20 protein-coding genes are annotated in these 23,492 nt (G+C 52.1%); 6 read left to right on the top strand and 14 right to left on the bottom strand.

What is annotated here, in order from left to right; all coding sequences use genetic code 11:
• Nucleotides 1-94: 94 nt before the first annotated feature.
• Nucleotides 95-736, bottom strand: coding sequence for a hydrolase (locus HV041_RS15145; RefSeq protein ID WP_048212446.1), 642 nt, complete (start codon nt 734-736; stop codon nt 95-97).
• A gap of 273 nt (nt 737-1,009) precedes the next feature.
• Here HV041_RS15145 and HV041_RS15150 point away from each other — a divergent pair, with 273 nt between their 5' ends.
• The gene (locus HV041_RS15150; protein WP_101741810.1) at nt 1,010-1,912 is read left to right on the top strand and encodes a LysR family transcriptional regulator; all 903 of its coding nucleotides are present in this window, start codon (nt 1,010-1,012) and stop codon (nt 1,910-1,912) included.
• Here the strand turns inward: HV041_RS15150 and malZ are convergent.
• From malZ to phoB, 6 genes are all read right to left on the bottom strand, one after another.
• On the bottom strand, nt 1,906-3,723 hold the full coding sequence (gene malZ, locus HV041_RS15155) for a maltodextrin glucosidase (protein WP_121584285.1): 1,818 nt from the start codon (nt 3,721-3,723) through the stop codon (nt 1,906-1,908). The two genes, HV041_RS15150 and malZ, sit on opposite strands and share 7 nt — an antisense overlap.
• A 144-nt stretch (nt 3,724-3,867) precedes the next feature.
• The gene (locus tag HV041_RS15160; protein ID WP_165712237.1) at nt 3,868-4,953 is read right to left on the bottom strand and encodes a hypothetical protein; all 1,086 of its coding nucleotides are present in this window, start codon (nt 4,951-4,953) and stop codon (nt 3,868-3,870) included.
• 296 nt (nt 4,954-5,249) lie between these two features.
• Nucleotides 5,250-6,623 carry a proline-specific permease ProY gene (gene proY, locus HV041_RS15165; protein WP_048212450.1) on the bottom strand — a complete coding sequence of 458 codons (1,374 nt, stop codon included), beginning with the start codon at nt 6,621-6,623 and terminating at the stop codon, nt 5,250-5,252.
• Between the two features lie 81 nt (nt 6,624-6,704).
• Nucleotides 6,705-8,024, bottom strand: coding sequence for a branched-chain amino acid transporter carrier protein BrnQ (gene brnQ, locus HV041_RS15170; protein WP_040232748.1), 1,320 nt, complete (start codon nt 8,022-8,024; stop codon nt 6,705-6,707).
• A 407-nt stretch (nt 8,025-8,431) separates the two neighbouring features.
• Nucleotides 8,432-9,727, bottom strand: coding sequence for a phosphate regulon sensor histidine kinase PhoR (gene phoR / locus HV041_RS15175; RefSeq protein WP_121584283.1), 1,296 nt, complete (start codon nt 9,725-9,727; stop codon nt 8,432-8,434).
• Between the two features lie 50 nt (nt 9,728-9,777).
• The gene (gene phoB, locus HV041_RS15180) at nt 9,778-10,467 is read right to left on the bottom strand and encodes a phosphate response regulator transcription factor PhoB (protein WP_003021496.1); all 690 of its coding nucleotides are present in this window, start codon (nt 10,465-10,467) and stop codon (nt 9,778-9,780) included.
• Nucleotides 10,468-10,657: 190 nt separating this feature from the next.
• Here phoB and sbcD point away from each other — a divergent pair, with 190 nt between their 5' ends.
• The 3 genes from sbcD to araJ all read left to right on the top strand — a co-directional run bounded on the left by sbcD (nt 10,658) and on the right by araJ (nt 16,367).
• Nucleotides 10,658-11,860 (top strand): exonuclease subunit SbcD, encoded by a 1,203-nt coding sequence (sbcD, locus tag HV041_RS15185; RefSeq protein WP_048212453.1) that lies wholly within the window; start codon nt 10,658-10,660, stop codon nt 11,858-11,860.
• A complete protein-coding gene (gene sbcC, locus HV041_RS15190) occupies nt 11,857-15,000 on the top strand; it encodes an exonuclease subunit SbcC (RefSeq protein ID WP_182294241.1) in 3,144 nt (1,047 codons plus the stop codon). The genes sbcD and sbcC overlap by 4 nt, the downstream gene beginning before the upstream one ends.
• A 194-nt stretch (nt 15,001-15,194) precedes the next feature.
• The gene (gene araJ / locus HV041_RS15195; RefSeq protein WP_121585466.1) at nt 15,195-16,367 is read left to right on the top strand and encodes an MFS transporter AraJ; all 1,173 of its coding nucleotides are present in this window, start codon (nt 15,195-15,197) and stop codon (nt 16,365-16,367) included.
• 4 nt (nt 16,368-16,371) lie between these two features.
• Here araJ and mak read toward each other — a convergent pair whose 3' ends face one another.
• The gene (mak, locus tag HV041_RS15200) at nt 16,372-17,280 is read right to left on the bottom strand and encodes a fructokinase (protein WP_061067405.1); all 909 of its coding nucleotides are present in this window, start codon (nt 17,278-17,280) and stop codon (nt 16,372-16,374) included.
• Nucleotides 17,281-17,371: 91 nt separating this feature from the next.
• Between mak and rdgC the strand changes: the two genes are divergently transcribed.
• The gene (gene rdgC, locus HV041_RS15205) at nt 17,372-18,283 is read left to right on the top strand and encodes a recombination-associated protein RdgC (protein ID WP_048212456.1); all 912 of its coding nucleotides are present in this window, start codon (nt 17,372-17,374) and stop codon (nt 18,281-18,283) included.
• 50 nt (nt 18,284-18,333) lie between these two features.
• On the opposite strand, the gene ppnP is transcribed toward rdgC, so the two are convergent.
• From ppnP to HV041_RS15225, 4 genes are all read right to left on the bottom strand, one after another.
• Nucleotides 18,334-18,618, bottom strand: coding sequence for a pyrimidine/purine nucleoside phosphorylase (gene ppnP / locus HV041_RS15210; RefSeq protein WP_003021477.1), 285 nt, complete (start codon nt 18,616-18,618; stop codon nt 18,334-18,336).
• A 71-nt stretch (nt 18,619-18,689) separates the two neighbouring features.
• Nucleotides 18,690-19,367 carry an AroM family protein gene (locus HV041_RS15215; RefSeq protein WP_061067404.1) on the bottom strand — a complete coding sequence of 226 codons (678 nt, stop codon included), beginning with the start codon at nt 19,365-19,367 and terminating at the stop codon, nt 18,690-18,692.
• A 278-nt stretch (nt 19,368-19,645) separates the two neighbouring features.
• Nucleotides 19,646-20,191, bottom strand: coding sequence for a shikimate kinase AroL (aroL, locus tag HV041_RS15220; protein ID WP_116360948.1), 546 nt, complete (start codon nt 20,189-20,191; stop codon nt 19,646-19,648).
• Between the two features lie 184 nt (nt 20,192-20,375).
• Complete coding sequence (locus tag HV041_RS15225; protein ID WP_048212459.1) at nt 20,376-20,831, bottom strand: YaiI/YqxD family protein; 456 nt, start codon at nt 20,829-20,831, stop codon at nt 20,376-20,378.
• A gap of 188 nt (nt 20,832-21,019) precedes the next feature.
• Between HV041_RS15225 and proC the strand changes: the two genes are divergently transcribed.
• Nucleotides 21,020-21,829 (top strand): pyrroline-5-carboxylate reductase, encoded by an 810-nt coding sequence (gene proC, locus HV041_RS15230; protein WP_048212460.1) that lies wholly within the window; start codon nt 21,020-21,022, stop codon nt 21,827-21,829.
• A 14-nt stretch (nt 21,830-21,843) separates the two neighbouring features.
• Here the strand turns inward: proC and adrA are convergent, their stop codons facing one another.
• Both adrA and psiF read right to left on the bottom strand, forming a co-directional pair.
• Nucleotides 21,844-22,959 carry a diguanylate cyclase AdrA gene (gene adrA, locus HV041_RS15235; RefSeq protein ID WP_086523602.1) on the bottom strand — a complete coding sequence of 372 codons (1,116 nt, stop codon included), beginning with the start codon at nt 22,957-22,959 and terminating at the stop codon, nt 21,844-21,846.
• Between the two features lie 91 nt (nt 22,960-23,050).
• Nucleotides 23,051-23,371 (bottom strand): phosphate starvation-inducible protein PsiF, encoded by a 321-nt coding sequence (gene psiF / locus HV041_RS15240; RefSeq protein WP_048212462.1) that lies wholly within the window; start codon nt 23,369-23,371, stop codon nt 23,051-23,053.
• Nucleotides 23,372-23,492: the final 121 nt, after the last annotated feature.

Below are 23,492 nucleotides of genomic sequence, written 5' to 3' on the forward strand. Positions count from 1 at the left end.
GGCAAGATTGTGTAGCCCCGGTCACTTACATAAGTCAGTGACCGGGGTACGCAAACTAAGCCAACAAAGAGGCAACATGAAAGATGGCGTGTATTCAGGCTTTACGTTCCGGCGCGCCATGCACCATGGTATACGCGTAATCCACACCCATACCGTAGGCGCCGCTGTGTTCACGCACCAAATCCATAACGGCGTCGTAGGTTTCTTTGCGGGACCAGTCGCGCTGGTACTCAAGAAGAACCTGTTGCCAGGTCACAGGCACAGCACCCGCCTGCACCATGCGATCGATGGAACGTTCATGGGCATCCACCGACGTGCCGCCTGAAGTGTCTGTTACCACATACACTTCGTAGCCCGCTTCCAGCGCCATCAGCGCCGGGAAGGTCAGGCACACTTCGGTCCACAACGCGGAAATAATCAGTTTTTTACGCCCGGTCGCTTCTACCGCCTTAACAAAGGCTGCATCTTCCCAGGAGTTCATCGAGGTGCGTTCAATCGGTTTCACATCAGGATGAACAGCTAACAATTCCGGCCAGATATATCCGCTAAAACTTTTCGTTTCTACTGAAGTATAAATTACTGGAACATTGAATATTTTCCCGGTTTTGGCTAATGCAACGGTATTATTTTTCAATGTCTGGCGATCAATATTCGCCACACCAAATGACATTTGCGGCTGATGGTCAATAAAAATTAGCGTAGAGTTTTGAGGGTCAATCAGTTCCCGAATAGACATAGCACACCTTCTTAATCAATAAGTTAAAAGGTAACGGTCTGTATCTGCCGTCAGCAGCAGGATCCTGAATCAGAAAGCTTGTTGAGTATAGCGGGAAATTTCTAACGAGTTATTAAAGAAAACTTACCGTCCTGTGAAACTATTCGTTCTGTGTTGCGATATATCCTAAACAACATCAAAAAAATGCGCATGACTCATCTAATTTATTCACTGGCATTGTTTTTCTCCATTCGGTAAAACAGAGAGGTTTAATTTTCAGGATATTTTCTGCTTATGCGCCTCAATCTGGATGTTCTGCTGATCCTCGACGCACTCGACAAACAGGGGTCATTTGCTGCGGCGGCCGAATCGCTGTTTAAAACCCCTGCGGCACTCAGCTATATGATTCAGAAGCTGGAAAGCGATCTGAACATCGAATTGCTTGACCGTTCCGGACACCGGGCAAAATTCACCGACACCGGACGGATGATGCTGGAAAAAGGGCGTCTACTGCTGAGTGCGGCAAAAGATCTCGAAAAGCAGGCAATACAGCTAAGTTCCGGCTGGGAAAAGGAGCTGGCAATAGCGCTCGATGATTCTTTTCCCTTTGCCGCGCTACTACCTATTATTGATGAATTTCATGCACTTAATAAACAGACCCGTCTCAACTTCACCCACCATACGCTGGCGGGTTCATGGGAGGAGCTGACCCATAATGGAGCAGATATCATTCTGGGGGCGATTAATGAACCACCAACGTCAGCGGCCTGGTCCTACAAAATGCTCGGCACGCTGGACAATGTCTTTGTCGTCGCCCCCGGACACCCGCTGGCGAGCGCGCCTGATGACCTGACGAACGAGCAATTGTGTCTGCACCGGGCGATTGTTATCAGCGACAGCGCTCGCTTTTGCCACCCATTACAGACCAACCTGATGGATGAACAGGCGCAAATTCGCGTCGATGATTTCCACAGTAAGGTGATGCTGCTGCGGGCGGGAATGGGCTGCGGATTTCTCCCCCGCCACATTGCCAGCCCATGGATTGCCAGCGGTGAACTGGTGGAAAAGAAGGTTATCTCATTTCGTCAAAAAGACGTCGCCTATATGGCATGGCGCAATAGTAGCGAAGGACTGGCGCAGCGCTGGTGGCGAGACGCGCTGCTGGCCAGTGAGGAAATTGCGCGCTTGTATCAATGACTCATCCAGACTGAAGCCGATATTGCGGGCAGCGTCAGGATATCATCGACGAGTTGGCCTTTGCCCTCTTTGTGCTGCCATTGACTGACATTGAGCAACGGTGAGGCTGGCAGCACGACTTCACAAGCGTGACCGCGGTTTATCGCCACCAACACGCGCTGGCGGTTTAGCACGCGTGCAAACACCACCACGTTATCCTCGGCGTAAATCACCTGGCACCCACCGTGGCGTAGCGCCTGGATCTGGTGACGTAATTTGGCCAGACGCTGATACAACGCCAGCAGGTCAGCGTCCTGTTTTTCAGGCTGCCACGGGAACGGTTTGCGACAAAAAGGATCGTTATTTCCATCCAGCCCCACTTCGTCGCCGTAGTAAATACAGGGCACGCCAGGCCAGGTAAACAGCCACACCACCGCCAGCGGTAACCGTGCAACGTCTTTACCAAGCAGAGATTTAAAACGGGCGGTATCGTGGCTGTCGAGCTGATTAAACATCCGCAACTGCTGCTGATGCGACAACCCCGCGCGGTAGTTATCCATCCACGCCATACAGGTCTGAGCGTCAATAGATTGTGGGTCGTATGAAATATCGGTATTGGCGAGGAATCCCCAGAGGGGGAAAGTAAAACCGCGATAGTTCATGGCGGCATCTTCCGCATCGGCCTGCAACCACTGACGCGCATCGCCAAAATGTTCACCCACCACATACGCCTCTGGCTGGGTTTCTTTCGCCGCCTGCGTAATTCCGGCGACATGCTGCAAGTTATTACGTGCGCCACCGGCCTCTCCCAGCATATGCACGACATCCAGACGCCAGCCGTCCATACTCCACGGTGCTTTTAGCCAGTGGCGGACGATACTGTCTTCGCCACGATAAATTTCATTTACCAGGCTTTCAGAGGAAAAGTCCAGTTTGGGTAGGCTTGAGTACCCCAACCAGTCCAGCGCAACCCCATCATCAGAGAAATGGTACCAGTCGCGCCAGGGGGAGTGTGGGTTATGGCACGCCCCGTCCGTCCCGCGATGATGTCGATCAAACCAGGCATGCGAATCGCCGCTATGGTTAAAGACACCGTCCAGAATCAGCCGCATGCCCTGCTGTTGCGTATTGTGACGCAGGCGCAGCAGCGCCCTGTCGCCGCCAAACTGCGGATCAACATGGCGGTAATCTTCAGTATCATATTTATGTACGCTCGGCGCGATAAACACCGGATTCAGATACAGCGCCGTTACCCCTAACGTCTTCAGATACGGCAGTTTCTCGCTGATGCCGTCCAAATCTCCGCCATAAAACGTCGAACCACCGGCCTGAGCTGTAAGCGGTTCATCCCATTCGCGCCGCACGATGTCGTGTCCGGCCGCGTGGTGGTAATAGACGTTATCCTGAGTCGCTTCACGCGACTGGCTGCGGGCAAAGCGATCCGGGAAAATCTGATAAAAAATCTGATCGGCAACCCACTGCGGACCGTTATCCGGTACATCAACAGCAAACTGCTCCAGACGCGCAGGCGGAAAGCAGTTGAATCCCTGCGGGGTGAACCACAACTGGCGATCGCGCCAGAGTAATTTAAAGCTATAGCGTCGGCGGGGCTGCCCGCTGGTAAGATCGATCACCGCTCGCCACGCGTTCACGCCCGGCTGCGGTTGGCTACGCAGTTTGTGCATGCTCAGAGAAATTTCTTCGTTATCGTTTTCCGCGCGTAGCGTCACCCGCTGAGGAGGATTTTCCCCCGCCAGCCATAACGTAATCGTCAGTTGATCTTTGTTTTGCTTCACAAATGGGGCAACCGGAAGGTGCCAGGCGTTCAACATCACGTATCCCCTTTGATGATAATGACGACACCTTGCCATAGCGAAGTACAGGATCACTCATCATCTTAACGTTTATTGGGGGAGGAGTGCGGGGGAGGAGAAAATTACCGGATAACGTCAGGCTACCCGGTAAACAATGAATACTTATTGGCCATCAGGCAAATTGAAAGTAGGCTTTTCCAAATTTAGATGGGAGAGCGCTTCAGGCATATCACTGAACATAACTTGCGCTACATTATTAAAGTTATAGGTATTTTTATCGGCATTGGCAAAATGCTGTTGCATTGAACCGAGCAATGACACCATTTCGTTGAAAGCATCCTTGGCTGTCTCCTTGTCTTGACCACTTTTCATTTCACTGTATGCCTGATTGATGGCATATTTGAATATATTAAAGAAAGCAACTACATCGTCACCACCATTAAACAGCTCTCCATTACCTTCAGCCATTTTATTTATGGTTTGTTGAAAATATGTTTGAGTGTTATTGGCTTCGAGATGCGCCCCCCTAAAAACCCCAAATGCTTCAAGACGTATTGAGCTATTACTTTGAGATACATCGAGAGCAAGAATATTCCTAACACCTTTATTAATTAAGTCCCTATTTTCATAAGCTAAAGCTTTTCTCTGTTCCAGATTTAGCAAGGCATCCTTGCTGTGGTGAATACTAAAAAATTGCAGGATTTTATTCTTAAGTGATTTTTTTTCTGGAACACTATTTTTCTTTACAACGTCGTTTTTTACCTTAGCGACATTCTCCGCTTGAATAGTTGCATTTTTCGCTACATGGCTCTTTGGATTACTCATTACCTTTGCTTCTGGCTGTAGAAGAACTTCACGTTTTAACTCCGACCTCCGCAAGCCTTCTGCTCCAGGGGGGGCAGCCCGTGGGGTATTCTGCACCGCAGCCTGCTTGTGCACATCTGTACGGGGCGGTACCGGCGGAGGGGTCTGCACCGACGCCTGCGCGCGTACCGCTCCTGGTGAAGGTTTCGGCACACAAATCTCTATACTGGCCTTCTTTATACCGGCCTGTGGTAATGGCCGTGGTCCTTGTGATATTAAACCACTAATATTTGTGGGTGTTTGTCCACTATTTGCCACTCCAACTAATTTGTTAGTTTTAGAGTTAAAGACAGAAACCTCACATATACTATTACCCCTAACTCCCGGGTTATTATGAGTTCTACTCTTTGTAGAGCAGTCTGCTGGAATATCATTTATACCCATAAAGTTCCTCATTTAATTTCATTAATAATAAATAATAGTTATACTTTACAAGAAGGAATATAAAAACCATAAAGCAGCAGAAAAATAACATAAAAACCCTCATCAAACTTTCAAAAAACGCTCATAATAGTTTGATGGCAAACAAAGAAAATGATTATTATCTTTCATTATTAAACACTAAACATTCACCATGTTTATACAAATAAAAAACGAAGTTGATTATTCAACTTCGTTTTTTAAATAAAGAGCAATTGCCAAATTCAACTACGAACCAACATTACCACCCAGTAAAAAAATTACTGCACTTCAGCCAGTTGGCGCTCGCGACGGCGTTTGAATACCCAGCCTGCAAGCAGCAGGAGAATCCACGCAAAACCGACGTACAGCGAAATGCGGGTATCCGGATGATAGCCAATCAGAGCGATGATAAAGACCAGGAAAATCAGGCCAACAACGGTCGTCGTTACCCCACCCGGTACTTTAAACTTCAGCGCTTTGACCTCTTCCGGCGGCAGACGACGACGGAAGGCGATCTGCGACAGCAGGATCATAATCCACACCCAAACCGTGGCGAACGTTGCTAGCGAAGCGATCACCAGGAAGACGTTTTCCGGCATGATGTAGTTAAGATACACCGCAAACAACAGCGCGATGGTCATCACCATCACTGTTACCCACGGCACGCCACGACGCGACGTTTTGGCGAACATTTTCGGGGCACTGCCCTGCTCTGCCATACCGTGCAGCATACGCCCCACACCGAAGACGTCAGAGTTGATGGCCGACAGCGACGCAGTCAGGACGACAAAGTTGAGGATCCCGGCTGCAAAGGTAATGCCCATATGCTGGAACGTCATAACGAACGGGCTACCGTCGGTACCGACCTGGTTCCACGGGTAGATAGACATAATGACGAACAACGTCCCCACATAAAACACCAGGATACGCATTGGTACGGAATTGATAGCGCGCGGAATAGATTTTTCCGGGTCTTTGGCTTCGCCTGCGGTAATCCCGATAATCTCAATCCCGCCGTAAGCGAACATCACCATTTGCAGCGACATCACCATGCCGAGCCAGCCGTTGCTGAAGAAACCGCCGTTGCTCCACAGATTATGGATACCGGTCGGTTGCCCGCCGTTGCCAATCCCCCAAATGATGATACCGAAACCGGCGACAATCATGATGATGATGGTGGCGACTTTGAAGAATGAGAACCAGAACTCCAGTTCGCCAAACACCTTCACGCTCATCAGGTTAATGGCGCAGATAATCAGCACTACGCTGAGTACCCAAATCCAGTGCGGTACGGCCGGGAACCAGACGCCCATGTAAATACCAAAGGCAGTCACGTCGGCAATGGCGACAATCAGGATTTCAAAACAGTAGGTCCAGCCGGTAATGTAACCAGCCAACGGTCCGAGGTTTTCCTGCGCATAGCGCGAGAAAGAGCTGGCAGCCGGGTTATGAACAGACATTTCGCCCAGCGCACGCATAATAATATACGCCGCCACGCCGCCGATAATATAGGCCAGCAACACGCTCGGCCCCGCCATTTTGATGGCATCGGCTGAACCATAGAACAGCCCGGTACCAATTGCTGAACCTAATGCCATAAAGCGAATGTGCCGGGTGCTCAGCCCACGCTTTAGCTTGTTATTACTTTCCATCGATTCCTAACCTGTTAACACAATAAAAAAACCACGGGGCCATATTAATAGCCCCGTGGTTAAAACTTATTGTCAGTGATATTAGTGTGCGCTGGAGGTCACTTGTCGACCCGCTGCGCGATCCCAGATAACGGCCAGGACCACCATCACGACTGTTGGCATCAACCACGCCAGCCCCTGCTCCGCCAGCGGTAAACGCTGGGTCCAGGCTGGTAAGACATCGCCAATTGCAGAAGCTTTAATGCCATCAAGGATACCAAAAATCAGGCTGATAAACATCGCAGGTGCAATGACGCGGGAAGAATTATGCCACCATGAGCGGGTAAAGCTTAATACAACCAGTGCGATACATGGCGGATAGATAGCCGTCAGCACCGGAATAGAGATCTGAATCAGATGGCTCAGACCCAGGTTAGAAACCACCATCGAGAAGCCGCCGAGGATAAATACCAGCGTACGATAAGACAGTGGAACATACTGGGCAAAGAACTCTGCGCACGCACAGGTCAAGCCAACCGCGGTGACCAGACAGGCGATGAAAATCAGCGCCGCCAGCAGGAAGCTGCCTGCACCACCGAAGGTGTGCTGAACATACGCATGCAGAATTGCCGCACCGTTAGCAGATTGATCGACCAACGTCGCACTGTCTGAACCCAGACGGAACAACGCAAGGTACAGCAGCGTTAAACCCACGCCCGCCATCAGCCCAGCCCAGACGGTGTAACGGGTCAACAAACGCGCTTCGGTAACGCCACGCGAGCGGGCGGCGTTAACAATAACAATACCAAATACCATCGCGCCCAGCGTATCCATCGTCAGATAGCCGTTCACAAAGCCATTCGAGAATGCCGCGTTTTGATAGGCTTCCATCGCATTGCTGATCGGGCCCGCTGGCCAGACAATCGCCGCCACGGAAAGCACAACCAGTGCCAGAATTTTCAATGGAGCAAGGAAGTTGCCCACGGTATCCAGCAGTTTGCCGGGATACAGTGACACCAGAATCACAATCGCGAAGTACACCACGCTGTAGATGAACAGCGGCAGCGCAGAATCACCGGTCAGCGGTGCAATCCCAACTTCGAACGAAACCGTTGCGGTACGCGGCGTGGCGAATAATGGCCCCACGGCCAGATAGCAGACGGTAGCCAGCAGCAGACCGGCAACTTTACCGATAGGCGTGCTCAGGCTGTCCACACCGCCGCCCACTTTCGCCAGCGCGACAACGGTAAGTACCGGCAGGCCTACGGCGGTAATCAGGAAGCCAAAGGCCGCGGTCCAGACGTGCTCGCCTGCCTGCAAACCAACCATTGGGGGGAAAATAATGTTACCTGCACCAACGAACAGTGCAAATGTCATAAATCCCAGTGCGATAATATCGCGCGATTTTAACTGATGGGTCATAAAGTCTTACTGCCTGTGGATGTGGTGTTGAAAACGTTTAATTTTCTGCCTTTCCCTGCGGGATGATACAGCGGCATTTTTAAGCAATTCCAGCGGGAAATTCTCCCGGCCTGGCGCGGCGAAGAATAGTTTTTCGATTTACCGCGTAAATGCAGTCGGTATGACAGCATTTGATGCGCAATTTAAACGCTTATAACGTTTTAAAGCAAGGTGGGATCTAAAAACCAGAACAATATAGTGATATGAAAAATTGAACCAGCACAAAACACCATTCCATGGAAAAAGACATGGGTAATCATGCGAACAAAAAACAATCAAACGTCGTAAAATTCAGGAGCTATTTATTGACTACAACAAAAAAAGCCAGCTCGCGCTGGCTTTTGGAAAGATAAACTTACGAATACGTTTTAACCGCTATTTTTGGCAATTAAACGTTCCGGGATCACGAAACTAAATCGCGTTCCCTGGCCTGGTTCGCTGTCGATATTCAAACGGCTGTCGTGATGATGCAGGGCATGCTTAACGATGGCCAGCCCGAGTCCGCTACCGCCCGTTTGCCGCGATCGCGCTTTATCTACGCGATAAAAACGCTCGGTCAGGCGTGGAATATGCTCGGCGGCAATACCTGGGCCGTTGTCTTCCACACAAAATTCCGCCCCCGAGGCCACATGCTGCCAGCGTACGGTAATGTGCGTTCCCGCAGGGGTGTGGTTCACCGCGTTATAGACGAGATTCGAGATAGCGCTACGCAACTGCTCCTCGTTACCCCGCACGTTCAGGCTGTTATCAACATCAAAAGTAAACGTATGTTTATGCTGGCTCAGCGTTTGCGCTTCGTGCTCAACCACGCGCAGCATCATGGGCACGTCGACCTTCTCATTCAGTTGCAGCGTCGGCGCAGCCTCAATTTTTGACAGCGTTAGCAGTTGCTTCACTAACCCTTCCATACGGTACGTTTGTTCACGCATGGTATGCAGCGCTTTTTCGCGCGTTGTCCCTTCCAACGGATGCTCCTGCATCATTTCCAGATAGCCTTGCAGCACCGTCAGCGGCGTGCGCAGCTCATGACTGGCGTTGGCGAAAAAGTTACGTCGGGAACCTTCCAGTTGATGCATCTGCGTAACATCACGCGCCACCATCAGCAGTTGCTTATCGGTGTAGGGCATCACGCGAATTTCCAGATGCCGTCCGGTGTTGAGTACCAGATTAATTGGCCGACTAAAGTCGCGTGTTTTCAGATATTGTGTGAATTCCGGGTAGCGCAGCAGATTAAGGATATTTTGCCCGCTATCGTCCGGCCAGCGTAACCCTAAAACCTGCTGTGCCAGTCCGTTACACCAGAAAATCCCGCCTTCTTCGGTGGTTAGCACCACTGCGTCGGGCAGTGATTCGGCGCCGCTGCGAAAGCGTTTAATGAGGTTACCCAATTCGCGACGGCGCTTTTTGTTACGCAGCTGCATTTGATGCAGCCCATATAACAACGGCTCCCAACTGCCGCGCCCCGGCGGCGGCGTCATACTTCTGTCGACCCATAGCCACCAGGACAAACGTAATAGATTCCAGAAATGCCAGATAAGCAGGCCCGTTACCGACGCCAGTAAAAACCAGGGTAGATAACCAAAAAAAGCGCTAAGGATAAAAGCCGGTATGCAGCAGAGGATCAGCTCCAGCACCAGCCTTTTCCATGACAATCGTTCAAGCAAACGTCTTACTCCATTTACAGCCTAATCCCTCAGGCCCTTATTACTTGCAGTCAGAAGCGGGTCGAAAAGCGATATCCCGTCCCGCGTACCGTCTGCACCATACGATCGTGTCCGCTGTGCTCCAGCGCTTTACGTAAGCGGCGGATATGCACATCCACTGTCCGGTCTTCCACGTAGACATTGGTTCCCCAGACATGATTGAGGAGTTGTTCACGGCTGTAGACGCGCTCAGGGTGGGTCATAAAGAAGTGCAACAGTTTGAATTCAGTCGGCCCCATATCCAGCGGATCCTCGCCGGTCATCACGCGGTGCGAGGTAGGGTCAAGACTCAGCCCTTGCATCTCGATAACTTCTTCCACCGCCATGGGGGAAATACGTCGTAAAACGGCTTTAATACGCGCCACCAGCTCCTTCGGAGAGAACGGCTTAGTAATATAGTCATCCGCACCGGTTTCCAGACCCCGCACACGGTCTTCTTCTTCACCGCGCGCCGTCAGCATCATCACGGGGATATCCCGAGTCATCGCTTCCCGCTTGAGGTGTTTAATAAACTGTAGACCCGAGCCGCCGGGAAGCATCCAGTCAAGCAGGACGAGATCCGGCCAGGGTTCATTAAGTTGGTTCACAGCACTGTCATAGTCTTCGGCTTCTACGGGTTGAAAACCGTTTTGCTCGAGCACGAAGCAGACCATTTCACGAATTGGAGCTTCATCTTCTACGACCAGAATACGTCTCGCCATGATTTGCCCTGTTTATAATTAAATCGTTTGCCATCAATACCGTGGCATTATGCGTCACTTTTATGACAGATTTATGAAAAGATAGTCCAGGTTTAACGCAGCCAGGCGAATTATGACAGCCCGGAAACAAGATATTACCGTCCTTGCAAGGTTATAATCTCCGCCATCGTTTTTTTGTCATGGAACTCTTATGCGCATCCTCCACACGTCTGACTGGCATCTGGGCCAAAATTTCTACAGCAAGAGCCGCGCCGCTGAACACCAGGCCTTTCTCGACTGGCTGCTGGAAACGGCACAATCCCATCAGGTGGATGCCATTATTGTGGCAGGTGATATTTTTGATACCGGTTCACCGCCAAGCTACGCCCGCGAGTTGTATAACCGTTTTGTTGTCAATCTACAGCAAACAGGCTGTCATCTGGTCGTGCTGGCAGGAAACCATGACTCCGTTGCCACACTCAATGAATCCCGCGATATTCTGGCGTTCCTCAACACCACGGTCGTTGCCAGCGCCGGCCACGCGCCGCAAGTGCTACCTCAACGCGACGGCACGCCGGGTGCGATCCTCTGTCCGGTTCCTTTTTTACGTCCGCGCGACATCATTACCAGCCAGGCTGGGTTGACCGGGCAAGAAAAACAGCAGCATTTATTAGGTGCAATCACCGACTATTACCAGCAGCAGTATCAGGACGCCTGCGCGCTGCGCGGCGACCAGAATCTGCCCATCATTGCAACCGGACATTTGACCACCGTCGGCGCCAGTAAAAGTGACGCCGTACGCGATATTTATATTGGGACGCTGGATGCTTTTCCGGCACAAAATTTCCCACCGGCGGATTACATCGCGCTGGGACATATTCACCGGGCACAGGTCATCGGCGGTACGGAACATATTCGCTATTGCGGCTCCCCGATTACACTGAGTTTTGACGAGTGCGGCAAAAGCAAATGCGTCCACCTGGTGAGCTTTGAAAACGGTAAGCTGAGCGCCGTTGAAAACCTCATCGTACCAGTAACCCAACAACTTGCCGTATTGAAAGGCGATTTAGCGACGATTAGCGCACAACTGGAACAATGGCGTGGCACGCAACAGGAACCGCCGGTGTGGTTAGATATAGAAATCGCGACCGATGACTATCTGCATGATATGCAGCGCAAAATCCAGACTCTGACCGAAGATTTACCGGTAGAGGTTTTATTGGTGCGTCGTAGTCGTGAACAACGCGAGCGCATCATGGCCAATGAACGACGTGAAACGTTGAGTGAATTAAGCGTGACGGAGGTGTTTGACCGCCGTCTGGCACTGGAAGAACTCGACGATCCACAGCGTGAGCGCCTGAATCAGCTGTTTAGCACAACCTTACACACGCTCGCCGGGGAGACCGAAGCATGAAAATTCTCAGCCTGCGTCTGAAAAACCTCAACTCTCTGAAAGGGGAATGGAAAGTTGATTTCACGGCAGAGCCTTTTGCCAGCAACGGGCTGTTCGCCATCACCGGTCCAACCGGTGCCGGGAAGACCACCCTGCTGGACGCCATTTGCCTCGCGCTGTACCACGAAACACCACGACTCAATACCGTATCGCAGTCGCAAAACGACCTGATGACTCGCGATACGGCGGAATGTCTGGCCGAAGTTGAATTCGAAGTCAGAGGCGAAGCCTATCGCGCATTCTGGAGCCAGAACCGCGCGCGCAATCAACCAGAAGGTAACCTGCAGGTTCCGCGTGTCGAACTGGCTCGTTGCGCCGATGGCAAAATTCTCGCCGATAAAGTTAAAGACAAGCTGGAAATGACCGCCGAGCTTACCGGGCTGGATTACGGCCGTTTTACCCGCTCGATGCTGCTGTCTCAGGGCCAGTTTGCCGCATTTCTCAATGCCAAACCGAAAGAGCGCGCCGAACTGCTGGAAGAGCTGACCGGCACAGAGATTTACGGCCAAATCTCCGCCATGGTGTTTGAAAAGCACAAAGCAGCGCGTACGGAGCTGGAAAAACTGCAGGCCCAGGCCAGCGGCGTGGCGCTGTTAGCACCAGAGCAGGTACAGTCTCTGACAGAAAGTTTGCAGGTACTTACTGACGAAGAAAAACAGCATCTTACCCGTCAGCAAATCCAGCAACAGCATCTTAATTGGCTCATCCGACAAAATGAGCTACAGGCAGAAGTAAGCCGCCACCAGCAAGCATTACAGACCGCAAAAGAGGCGCAAGATAAAGCACAACCGCAGCTGGCGACACTCAGCCTGGCACATCCCGCCAGAGCATTGCGTCCGTACTGGGAGCGAATTCAGGAACAATCCTCCACGCTCCGCCGAACACGACAGAATATTCAGGAAGTGAATACTCGCTTACAAAGCAGCTTAGCGCTGCGCGGGCGCATCCGTCAGCAGGCACAAAAACAGTCGGCGACCCTGCTCACCGAACAGCAGGCGCTAACCGACTGGCTGAACGAACATGACCGTTTCCGCTTATGGAGCAGCGAACTGGCAGGATGGAAAGCGCTATTGGCACAGCAATCTGACGCTAACGAGCAGCTACGTCAGTGGCAAAAACTACGCGACAGCGACGTGCGCAAGCTGGATGCACTGCCGCTTCCCTCGTTGGCCCTTAGCGCGCAAGAGGTCACGGTAGCGCTGGCGCAGCACTCACAGTTGCGTCCATTACGCCAGCAACTGAGCAATCTGCATGGACAAATTGCGCCGAAACAAAAACAACTGGTACAGCTACGCACCACAATTCAGCAGCGCCAGCAGGAGCAAGCACAACGCAACACGGCCCTGGCAGAAAAACGTCAGCGCTATAAAGATAAAAATCAGCATCTGACCGATGTGAAAACGCTCTGCGAACAGGAAGCACGGATTAAAGATCTGGAAAGCCAGCGTGCTTTACTGCAGTCCGGACAGCCTTGTCCGCTTTGTGGCTCCACGACGCATCCGGCCATTGAGCACTATCAGACCCTCGAACTCAGCGTCAATCAGGCGCGGCGTGAGGCATTAGAAAAAAAGGTCAAAACGCTGGCCGATGAGGGGTCAACGCTACGCGGGCAGCTCGACGCGATAACCCAACAGCTACAGCGCGATGAACGCGAGGTACAGACGCTTTCTCAGGAGGAGCAAGCACTTACTAAAGAGTGGCAGACGCTGACTACCAGTCTGAACATAACGTTGCAACCGCAGGATGATATCGCCCCCTGGCTTGCAGCCCAGGAAGAACACGAACAACAGCTTCACCAGTTGAGCCTGCGTCATGCCCTGCAGGCACAAATTACTGCACATTCCGAACAGATAACCCAGCTTCAACTGCATATTGAACAGCGGCAGACTACGCTTCTCGCTGAATTAGCCCGCTACGGTCTGTCGCTTCCTGCCGATGACGATATCACCGCCTGGCTTAACGCACGTGTGGGCGAAGCGCAGATGTGGCAGCGTCGCCAAAATGAACTGACCGAGCTCCAGGCGAAAATGGCACAGCTTGCGCCATTGCTGGAAACATTGCCCGAAACCGGCGCGAAGGAAGAAACGACAGAAAGCCTGGCGCTGGAAAACTGGCGGCAGGTGCACGATGACTGCCTCTCATTACAGGGCCAGTGGCAATCGTTGCAACAGCAGGAAGCCCAGGAGGCACAACGCGCAGCAGAGATTCAGGCACAGTTTGATAGCGCATTGCAGGCCAGTGTTTTTGACGATCGCGACACCTTCCTTGCCGCCCTGCTTGATGAAGAGGCGTTTAACCATCTTGAGCAGCTTAAGCAATCGCTGGAAGGCCAGCGACAGCAGGCGCAAACGCTGCTTAACCAGGCTCAGCAGGCGCTGGCAACGCATCAGCAGCAACCGCCTGCCGGCGCGGATCTCACACTCACCGTGGACTATCTTCGCGATGCACTGGCGCAGCTCACGCAACAACTGCGGGATAACACCACGCGCCAGGGCGAAATTCGCCAGCAGCTCAGGCAGGATGCCGAAAACCGCCAGCAGCAGCAGACCCTGATGCAAGAGATTGAAAAGGCCTCACTGCTGGTTGAAGACTGGGGTTACCTGAATGCGCTGATCGGCTCGAAAGAAGGTGATAAATTCCGCAAATTTGCCCAGGGACTGACGCTGGATAACCTGGTCTGGTTGGCCAACAACCAGTTAACCCGCCTGCACGGTCGCTATCTGTTGCAACGCAAGGCCAGTGAGGCGCTGGAACTTGAAGTGGTGGATACCTGGCAAGCCGATGCCGTGCGTGATACCCGCACGCTCTCCGGCGGCGAGAGCTTCCTCGTGAGCCTGGCGCTGGCGCTGGCGTTGTCCGACCTGGTCAGTCACAAAACACGTATTGACTCCCTGTTCCTCGACGAAGGTTTCGGCACGCTGGACAGTGAAACGCTGGATACCGCCCTCGACGCGCTAGATGCCCTGAACGCCACTGGCAAAACCATTGGCGTGATAAGCCACGTTGAAGCGATGAAAGAACGTATTCCCGTGCAAATCAAGGTTAAAAAAATCAATGGATTAGGTTACAGCAAACTCGACAAGATGTTTGCGGTGGAGTAATCACCCTGTGGGTGTGGTTTCACAGGCCGGATAAGCGCTAACGTCATCCGGCACGCTATGTAGCACAATATTGCATACTCAGGGGCGGATATGGAATGGCATTCCACTTCGCTTATCCGCAAGCTATCCCTTTATTGACGGCGAGCATTCAGCGCTGTGGCGCACATCCTGCGTCTTTATTGTTGGCAGGTAGTATGAAAAAAGTCATTTTCTCTTTAGCCCTCGGGACGTTTGGGCTGGGCATGGCCGAGTTTGGCATTATGGGCGTCTTAACCGAACTGGCGCGTGACGTGGGCATATCCATCCCCGATGCTGGCCATATGATTTCGTTTTACGCCTTTGGCGTTGTCATCGGCGCACCCATTATTGCCGTGTTTTCCAATCGTTTTTCGCTTAAGCATATTCTGCTGTTTCTGGTCACACTCTGTGTCGTCGGTAACGCCATCTTCACCCTCTCTTCCAGCTATTTTATGCTGGCGGTAGGCCGGCTGGTCTCCGGGTTTCCACACGGGGCATTTTTTGGCGTCGGCGCGATTATCCTGTCAAAGCTGGCGCGCCCTGGTAAAGTTACCGCCGCCGTGGCGGGTATGATTTCCGGCATGACCGTCGCCAATCTGATTGGCATTCCCATTGGCACCTGGCTGAGTCAGACGTTTAGCTGGCGCTACACGTTTCTGCTAATTGCCGTGTTTAACATCGCCGTTATTCTGTCGGTTATGTTTTGGGTACCCAACCTCCGCGACGAAGCAAAAGGCAGGCTACGCGAGCAATTTCACTTTCTGAAAAGTCCCGCACCGTGGCTCATTTTCTCCGCCACCATGTTTGGGAACGCCGGTGTTTTTGCCTGGTTCAGCTACGTAAAACCCTACATGATGTACATCTCTGGTTTCTCCGAAACGCTGATGACTTTCATCATGATGCTGGTTGGGCTGGGGATGGTGTTGGGCAACCTGCTGAGCGGTCGACTGTCTGGTCGCTACACGCCGCTACGCATTGCGGTAATAACCGACTTCGTCATTGTGCTGGCTCTGCTGTTGCTCTTTGCCTTTGGCGGCATCAAAGCCGCGTCGCTGACCTTCGCTTTCATTTGCTGCGCGGGTCTGTTTGCTCTGTCGGCGCCGTTGCAAATTTTGCTGCTGCAAAATGCTAAAGGAGGGGAGCTACTGGGTGCTGCTGGCGGGCAAATTGCCTTTAATCTCGGCAGCGCGATTGGCGCGTACTGCGGTGGCATGATGCTGACGCTGGGATTTGCCTACAACTACGTGACGCTGCCGGCGGCGCTGCTGTCGTTTTCTGCGATGTCATCGCTGCTGCTCTATGGTCGCCTGAAGCGCGGCGTGCAACAACAGGTTGCACCCGCGACATAAACGTTTATGCCTGCGGCCACAGCCAGGCCGCGCCGCGCACGCCACTGGAGTCACCGTGTAACGCCTTGCGCAGAGGCGTTTCACACTCACCGCCAAAAACAAACTGCTTCATTAACGTCGGGACGTGTTGATACAGCCTGTCGACATTGCTCATTCCCCCGCCCAGTACAATGACATCCGGATCGAGAATATTTACCACATGCGCTAATGATTTCGCCAGGCGTAATTCATATCGGCTCAGCGCCTGTTCCGCCAGCGCATCCTGTTCGTTAACCAGACGGATAATTTCACTGCCTTTTAGCGGATTTCCGCTCAGGCGATGATAATCAGTGGCAAAACCGGTCCCTGAGATGAAGGTTTCAATGCAGCCTTGCTTGCCGCAATAACAGGGTACTTCCTGCCGATAGCGCAGTTCATCTTCGTCCATCCACGGCAGCGGATTATGCCCCCACTCGCCCGCCGTGCCATTCCCACCGGTATGCACCCGGCCATTTAGCGCCACGCCGGAACCACAGCCGGTACCAATTATCACCGCAAACACGGTTTGCGCCCCCGCCGCCGCGCCATCCACCGCTTCAGACACCGCCAGGCAGTTAGCATCGTTTGCCAGGCGGACTTCGCGGTTCAGTCGGGTACTCAGGTCTTTGTCAAAGGGTTGTCCATTGAGCCAGGTCGAGTTGGCATTTTTCACCACCCCGGTATAGGGCGATATTGAACCTGGAATGCCCATCCCCACGGTTCCCATCTGCCCGGTGGCTTTTTCCGCCATCTCCACCAGCGCGGCGATGGTTTCTATCGTTTGCCGATAATCATCACGCGGCGTAGGCAGGCGATGGCGAAAAAGCTGTTCGCCTGCATCGCCAAGCGCGATAACTTCCGTTTTTGTACCGCCCAAATCGATACCTATACGCACTGTTTGCTCCTCTTCCCGATTAACAATGCAAGCATAGCGACAATTCGCTATCATGCCCGCTGGATTTAACGACAAGGCCGTGGAAATTATCATGCTGTGGTTCAAAAATTTAATGGTTTACCGTCTTAGCCGCGATGTTTCTTTGCGTGCCGAAGAGATGGAAAAACAGCTGGCATCAATGACGTTCACCCCTTGCGGTAGCCAGGATATGGCAAAAATGGGCTGGGTTCCGCCGATGGGATCGCACAGCGATGCATTAACGCATACCGCCAATGGCCAAATTATTATCTGCGCCCGCAAAGAAGAAAAAATTCTGCCGTCGCCGGTTATCAAACAGGCGCTGGAAGCAAAAATAATCAAACTGGAAGCTGAGCAGGGTCGCAAGCTCAAAAAGACCGAAAAAGACTCGCTGAAAGATGAAGTGTTGCACTCATTGCTGCCGCGCGCCTTTAGCCGCTTCAGCCAGACAATGATGTGGATCGACACCGTCAACGATCTGATCATTGTCGACTGTGCAAGCGCGAAGAAAGCGGAAGATACGCTGGCGCTGCTGCGTAAAAGCCTCGGTTCACTGCCGGTTGTCCCGTTGACGATGGAAAACCCTATTGAGCTAACGCTGACCGAATGGGTTCGCTCCGGCACAACGGCACAGGGATTCCAGTTACTGGACGAAGCCGAACTGAAAGCGATGCTGGAAGACGGCGGCGTGATCCGCGCGAAGAAACAGGATCTGGTTTGCGATGAAATTGCCGTACACATCGAAGCAGGCAAACTGGTCACCAAACTGGCCCTCGACTGGCAGCAGCGCATTCAGTTCGTTATGTGTGACGACGGCTCCATTAAACGTCTGAAGTTTAGCGACGAGCTGCGCGATCAGAACGAAGATATCGACCGCGAAGATTATGCTCAACGTTTTGATGCCGATTTTATCCTGATGACAGGTGAACTGGCGGCGCTGATTAAAAGCCTGGTGGAAGGACTAGGCGGCGAAGCGCAGCGCTAAGCCGTGTTTACCGAATGGCGGCTCAGTGTCGCCATTCGCTATTTTTACGCTTACAGATAGCGGCAAAGATAGGATGTTGGCTCTGCCACCTGCAGATGAAACTCACTGTTGCCCGGTACGTTAAACACGTCCCCTGCGGCATACACTTTCCACTCTGTTTCCCCCGGCAGCAGCACGTTCAGTGCGCCACTAACCACCGTCATCTCTTCAGGCGCCGCAGTACCAAAGGTATATTCACCTTCAGCCATAACGCCAACGCTGGCGCGGCCAGTACTGCTGCTGGTAAAACCGATCGATTTTACTTTGCCGGAAAAGTATTCATTACTTTGAAGCATACAACTGGCCCTATCTCGTGATTAAGTTGATAACCAATATAGGGGCCTGGCGTTGTACCTGTCACGCAAAATTAAGCGAGCAACTCGGATGCCAGTCGGGCAATCAGTACGTTAGACAGAAGAACCGGGACATCCAGCGACTTTTGCAGTAAATCACGATGGCGTTGGTTAAAACCCAAACAATCCAGCATGATCACATCCGCGCCCTGCTCAAGCAGATCTTTTCCGGCATCAATCAGCTGTTGTTCAGAACCGTGAATCGGGTTTGCCACGGCATAGACGGGGGACGTCTGTAGCACCTGCCATTTTTGTTCCTGGGCCTGGAGCAACTCGGCGACCGGCACAATCACCCCAACCTGGTGCCCTTCCACAATTGAGGCCACCAGGGGAGGAATAATTCGTAAAGGCTCCAGCAGGATACTATTGCGGGCCGTCAGGCGGGTAATTAAGGCCGTGCTCATCAGCAAAATAACGTCAAAACCCTGGTTATCCAGCACTTCAACAATACTTTGCAAATCGCGCTCGACTTTCTGGCGCGAGACATGAGCCAGTTGATGGTCGCTCAGCAGCGTCAATAACGACTCGTCGCCGGGCGAGACCGCATACTCGGCCATCACATCTTCTCGCCGCATCTGTCCCAGCAGGCTGTGGTGAGTAATGTGTTGTTCATCGATATATTCCGTCAGGAGCGGTAACACCTCACACATCGGCACAACACCAATCGTGAGGATAGCCAACGACGTACTCATTTGTTGCTCCACCGTCTTCTTACTTTGCCGTGAATTCCCGGACAAATGCCGGGTACTGACCTGCGCTACAAATGCTCAAAAGCGTAGCAGCAGATCGGCGATGCATAGTGTAAAGATTCCTAATCATTCCAGTACTATATTGTTATCGCTTAATTTTCACTTTCCGCGGTATAGCAGGAGGTTCGAAAATTGTGATACAGGCACGCTCCGGCAGAGGACAGATAATATGTCTGCACGCCCGGGATGGAGTGGAAAGGTCGGTCTATATCGGGAAGCCCTTAACAATAAGCTCCGCCCTGTAGCCGTGACCGGGCTTGCGACAGTATCACAAGAATATCAGCCACAACCTGCGAAGGTTCATTCGTCGCATCAACAATATAATGCGCCGCTTCACGATACAGCGCATCGCGCTGCTCAAGCACTTCCTGCACTTCTTCGGTTAATGGCTTGCCAGTTAACGTCGGGCGCAATCCTTCCTCAGGCGCCTCTTCCAGGCGGTTTACCAGTACCGATACTGGTGCGTTTAAATAGATGACCATGCCGTGACTACGCATGTAGTGACGATTATATTCAGTAAGAATAATACCGCCGCCGGTCGCTACGACTGTTGTGGGGGCCGTAACGGCCTGCAGGGCGGTCGTTTCCTGGGCGCGAAAACCTTCCCATCCTTCTCTTTCAACAATTTCAGCCACCGTCATCTGCAGATGTGATTGCAACCAGCGATCGGTATCAACGAACTGAAAGTCGATGGCTTTCGCCAGCGCCATACCGGTTGTCGTCTTACCACACCCCCGGGGGCCAACAAGATAAAGCGGTTGTGTCATCACAGAAGTTCCCCAGAGAACCGCAGGTAAGCGGGATCTGATGCTGTTAAAGTTATAATCATACCATCAAACTAGTACATCACCAAAGTGTAAAGAATATATTCCAATAAGGCGATAAAATTGATTAAACCCTACTATAACAAGAATTCACAACGAAGAAAGTGTAAAAAATAAATTACAATTATTATTTTCTACGCTGAACTTCCAGCCACCACTTGTCCAGTTCAGCCGCAAAATGTTGCCTGTCACGCGGCGAAAGGCTGTCAGGTCCCCCGGTCTGGATCCCGCTGGCACGCAGCGTATCCATAAAATCACGCATCGTCAGACGTTCACGGATCGTTGCCTCGGTATAGCGCTCACCGCGCGGGTTGAGCGCCGCAGCGCCTTTTTCAATGACTTCAGAGGCCAGCGGGATATCCGCCGTGACAACCAGGTCTCCAGCGCTGCACTGGCGCACAATTTCGTTATCGGCGACATCAAACCCGGCCGGAACACGTAAGGTGCGGATAAAACGCGAAGGCGGAACGCGCAAACTCTGATTGGCGACCAAAATGAGCGGCATCTGCATCCGCTCGGAGGCCCGATATAAAATTTCTTTAATCACATTCGGACACGCATCCGCATCCACCCAAATCGTCATAACACCTCCAGACACATGTGCAATTGCACATTGTCTCGTGCTTTTACTTTCAGGCAAAGCGCTGTTTCTTCTTCTGAACGCCTTCATTCCGCGCTAAGCTTAGCTTTCCCAGATTTACCCTAAATAATTCAAGTTACTTGAAGGATTATGGGTATAAACAATGAATATCACGCATAGGGAGTGACAAGATGGACAAGAAAATTGGTTTTATCGGCTGCGGAAATATGGGTAAAGCGATTCTTGGCGGCCTGATCGCCAGCGGCCAGGTACTCCCCGGACAAATCTGGGTCTATACCCCCTCTCCCGATAAAGTCGCAGCACTGCACGATCAGTACGGCATAAATGCGGCGCAATCTGCGCAAGAAGTCGCGCAGATTGCAGATATTGTCTTTGGTGCCGTGAAGCCAGGCATCATGATTAAGGTGCTGAGTGAAATCACCTCCAGCCTGAACAAAGATTCCCTGGTGGTATCCATTGCGGCGGGCGTCACCCTCGATCAACTCGCCCGCGCACTGGGTCATGACCGTAAAATTATCCGCGCAATGCCTAACACGCCGTCACTGGTCAATGCAGGAATGACGTCCGTCACCCCAAATGCGCTGGTAACTCCGGAAGATACTGCTGACGTGTTGAATATTTTCCGCTGCTTTGGCGAAGCCGAAGTCATCGCAGAATCGATGATTCACCCGGTCGTTGGCGTCAGTGGTTCAGCCCCGGCCTATGTGTTTATGTTTATCGAAGCCATGGCGGATGCCGCCGTTCAGGGCGGCATGCCACGCGCGCAAGCATATAAATTCGCGGCACAGGCGGTCATGGGCTCGGCGAAGATGGTACTGGAAACGGGTAAACATCCTGGAGAACTAAAAGATATGGTGTGCTCGCCTGGCGGAACCACCATTGAGGCAGTGCGCGTCCTCGAAGAACGCGGCTTCCGTTCATCAGTCATCGAAGCGATGGTTAAGTGCATGGAACAATCAGAGAAACTCAGCAAATCCTGAGTGCAAGTCGGACGTCAGGCCGCCGCTTCAGTACGGTTACGTCCGGCATTCTTTGCTTTGTAAAGCGCCATATCCGCTGACTTCAACCACTCCCGGTAGTGCTCTGTTTCAGAAGTCAGCGGAGCAACACCGACGCTAATCCGCAGGGCTACTTGCGGAGCACAGGACAAGCGTAACTGGCTAAGTCGTTCATGGACGCGCGACATCGCTGCGATGGCGCTGGCTGCAGGTGTTCCGCACATAATTACCGCAAACTCATCACCACCAAAACGCCCAATCACATCACTGCCGCGCAGCGTCATTTGCAACTGACGCGTCAGCGCAACAATCGCCTGATCCCCAACATCATGACCCCAGGTATCATTGATGCTCTTAAAATGGTCGATATCGATAATAAGCAGCGTGGCATCACGTTGCTGACGACGGCAATTATCAAATTCATTGCGCAGCAGTAGCTCCCAATGGCGCCGATTATAAACGCCGGTCATTCCATCCCGCGTACTCATTACCTGCAGACGGCGTTTATGCTCCGCCAATTTGATCACCGTCTGGTAGCTAACCCAGGCAAACAGCAGCGGGTAAATCACCAGTACCGGCAGCGACAACAGCACGCTCAGTTGCGTACTGCTAAACACGACCTGAATATCCGTTAACTGTAGCGTCACCAGACATGAAACCACCATCAACACGACGCCAGCGATGAATAATCGCACCCCACCTGCGCCCATCAGGTTAATGCAGATAATCATCAGTAGCGCCGTGGATGGCAGCAGGTTTGCCCCCATGATCCCCACCCACATGCCAGCGAGGATCGCATCGGTTTTAATATTCGTAAATTCACTGTACAGCGGATCTTCCGCTTTGCTCGCCAACTGCCACGCCAGGTGCGGCCAGACAAACGCCCATCCCACCAGTAACAGCCACCAACCTCCGGTTATGGGTTGCGAGACTAATACCGACGCAATGGGGAAAAACATTCCCCCCAGCCCGACTGCGCGAGGCAGTCTTATCCGTCGGGCAAATCGCAGACCGGAACGTTGGTGGTCGTTTTGATGAAGCGATATAAATGCTTCATTCGGTACGGCCTTCTTTTGATAAAAGTTTTCATCATTCATCGTATTTGGGAATATTCTGAAACAAATTTCCCAAATTATAGAAAGGGGTCTGGCGGCGGAAGTATGATATTTCGGGTGAGCGATTTTATCCGCTCACCCGTATGTATTACGCAGCTTTTTTCAGGCAAGCGCTCATAAATTTTTTACGATCGTCGCCTTTCAGCGACTGCTCTGTTGCCTGAACGTTGCATTCACGCATTTTCTGCTGCTGCGGCGTCAGACTCTTTTCATCAGGCGCAGACTTACTGTTTTTCAGGCAATCACTCATATATGTCTTCCGGGCATCCCCTTTTAAGGTCTGCGCCGTCGCCTGCTGGTTGCAGGTGGTCATACGCTGTTGTTGCGGGGTTAACGTCTTCTCGGCAGCGCCGACGGTAGTTAAGAAAACCAGGCCAAATAATAGGGTAACGAGCAATGTTATTTTCATAGCACCATCCTGTTGTGAGTATTCACTCTACACGTCACCTTTCAAGCAACCTCGATGTTGGCTGCCTGAAGGATGACGTGTAGTAAGTCTGGTTGCTGACGCAGAAATAGCCACCTCATTA

It is taken from the genome of Citrobacter sp. RHBSTW-00029 (assembly GCF_014104295.1).
Taxonomy (GTDB): Bacteria; Pseudomonadota; Gammaproteobacteria; order Enterobacterales; family Enterobacteriaceae; genus Citrobacter; species Citrobacter youngae.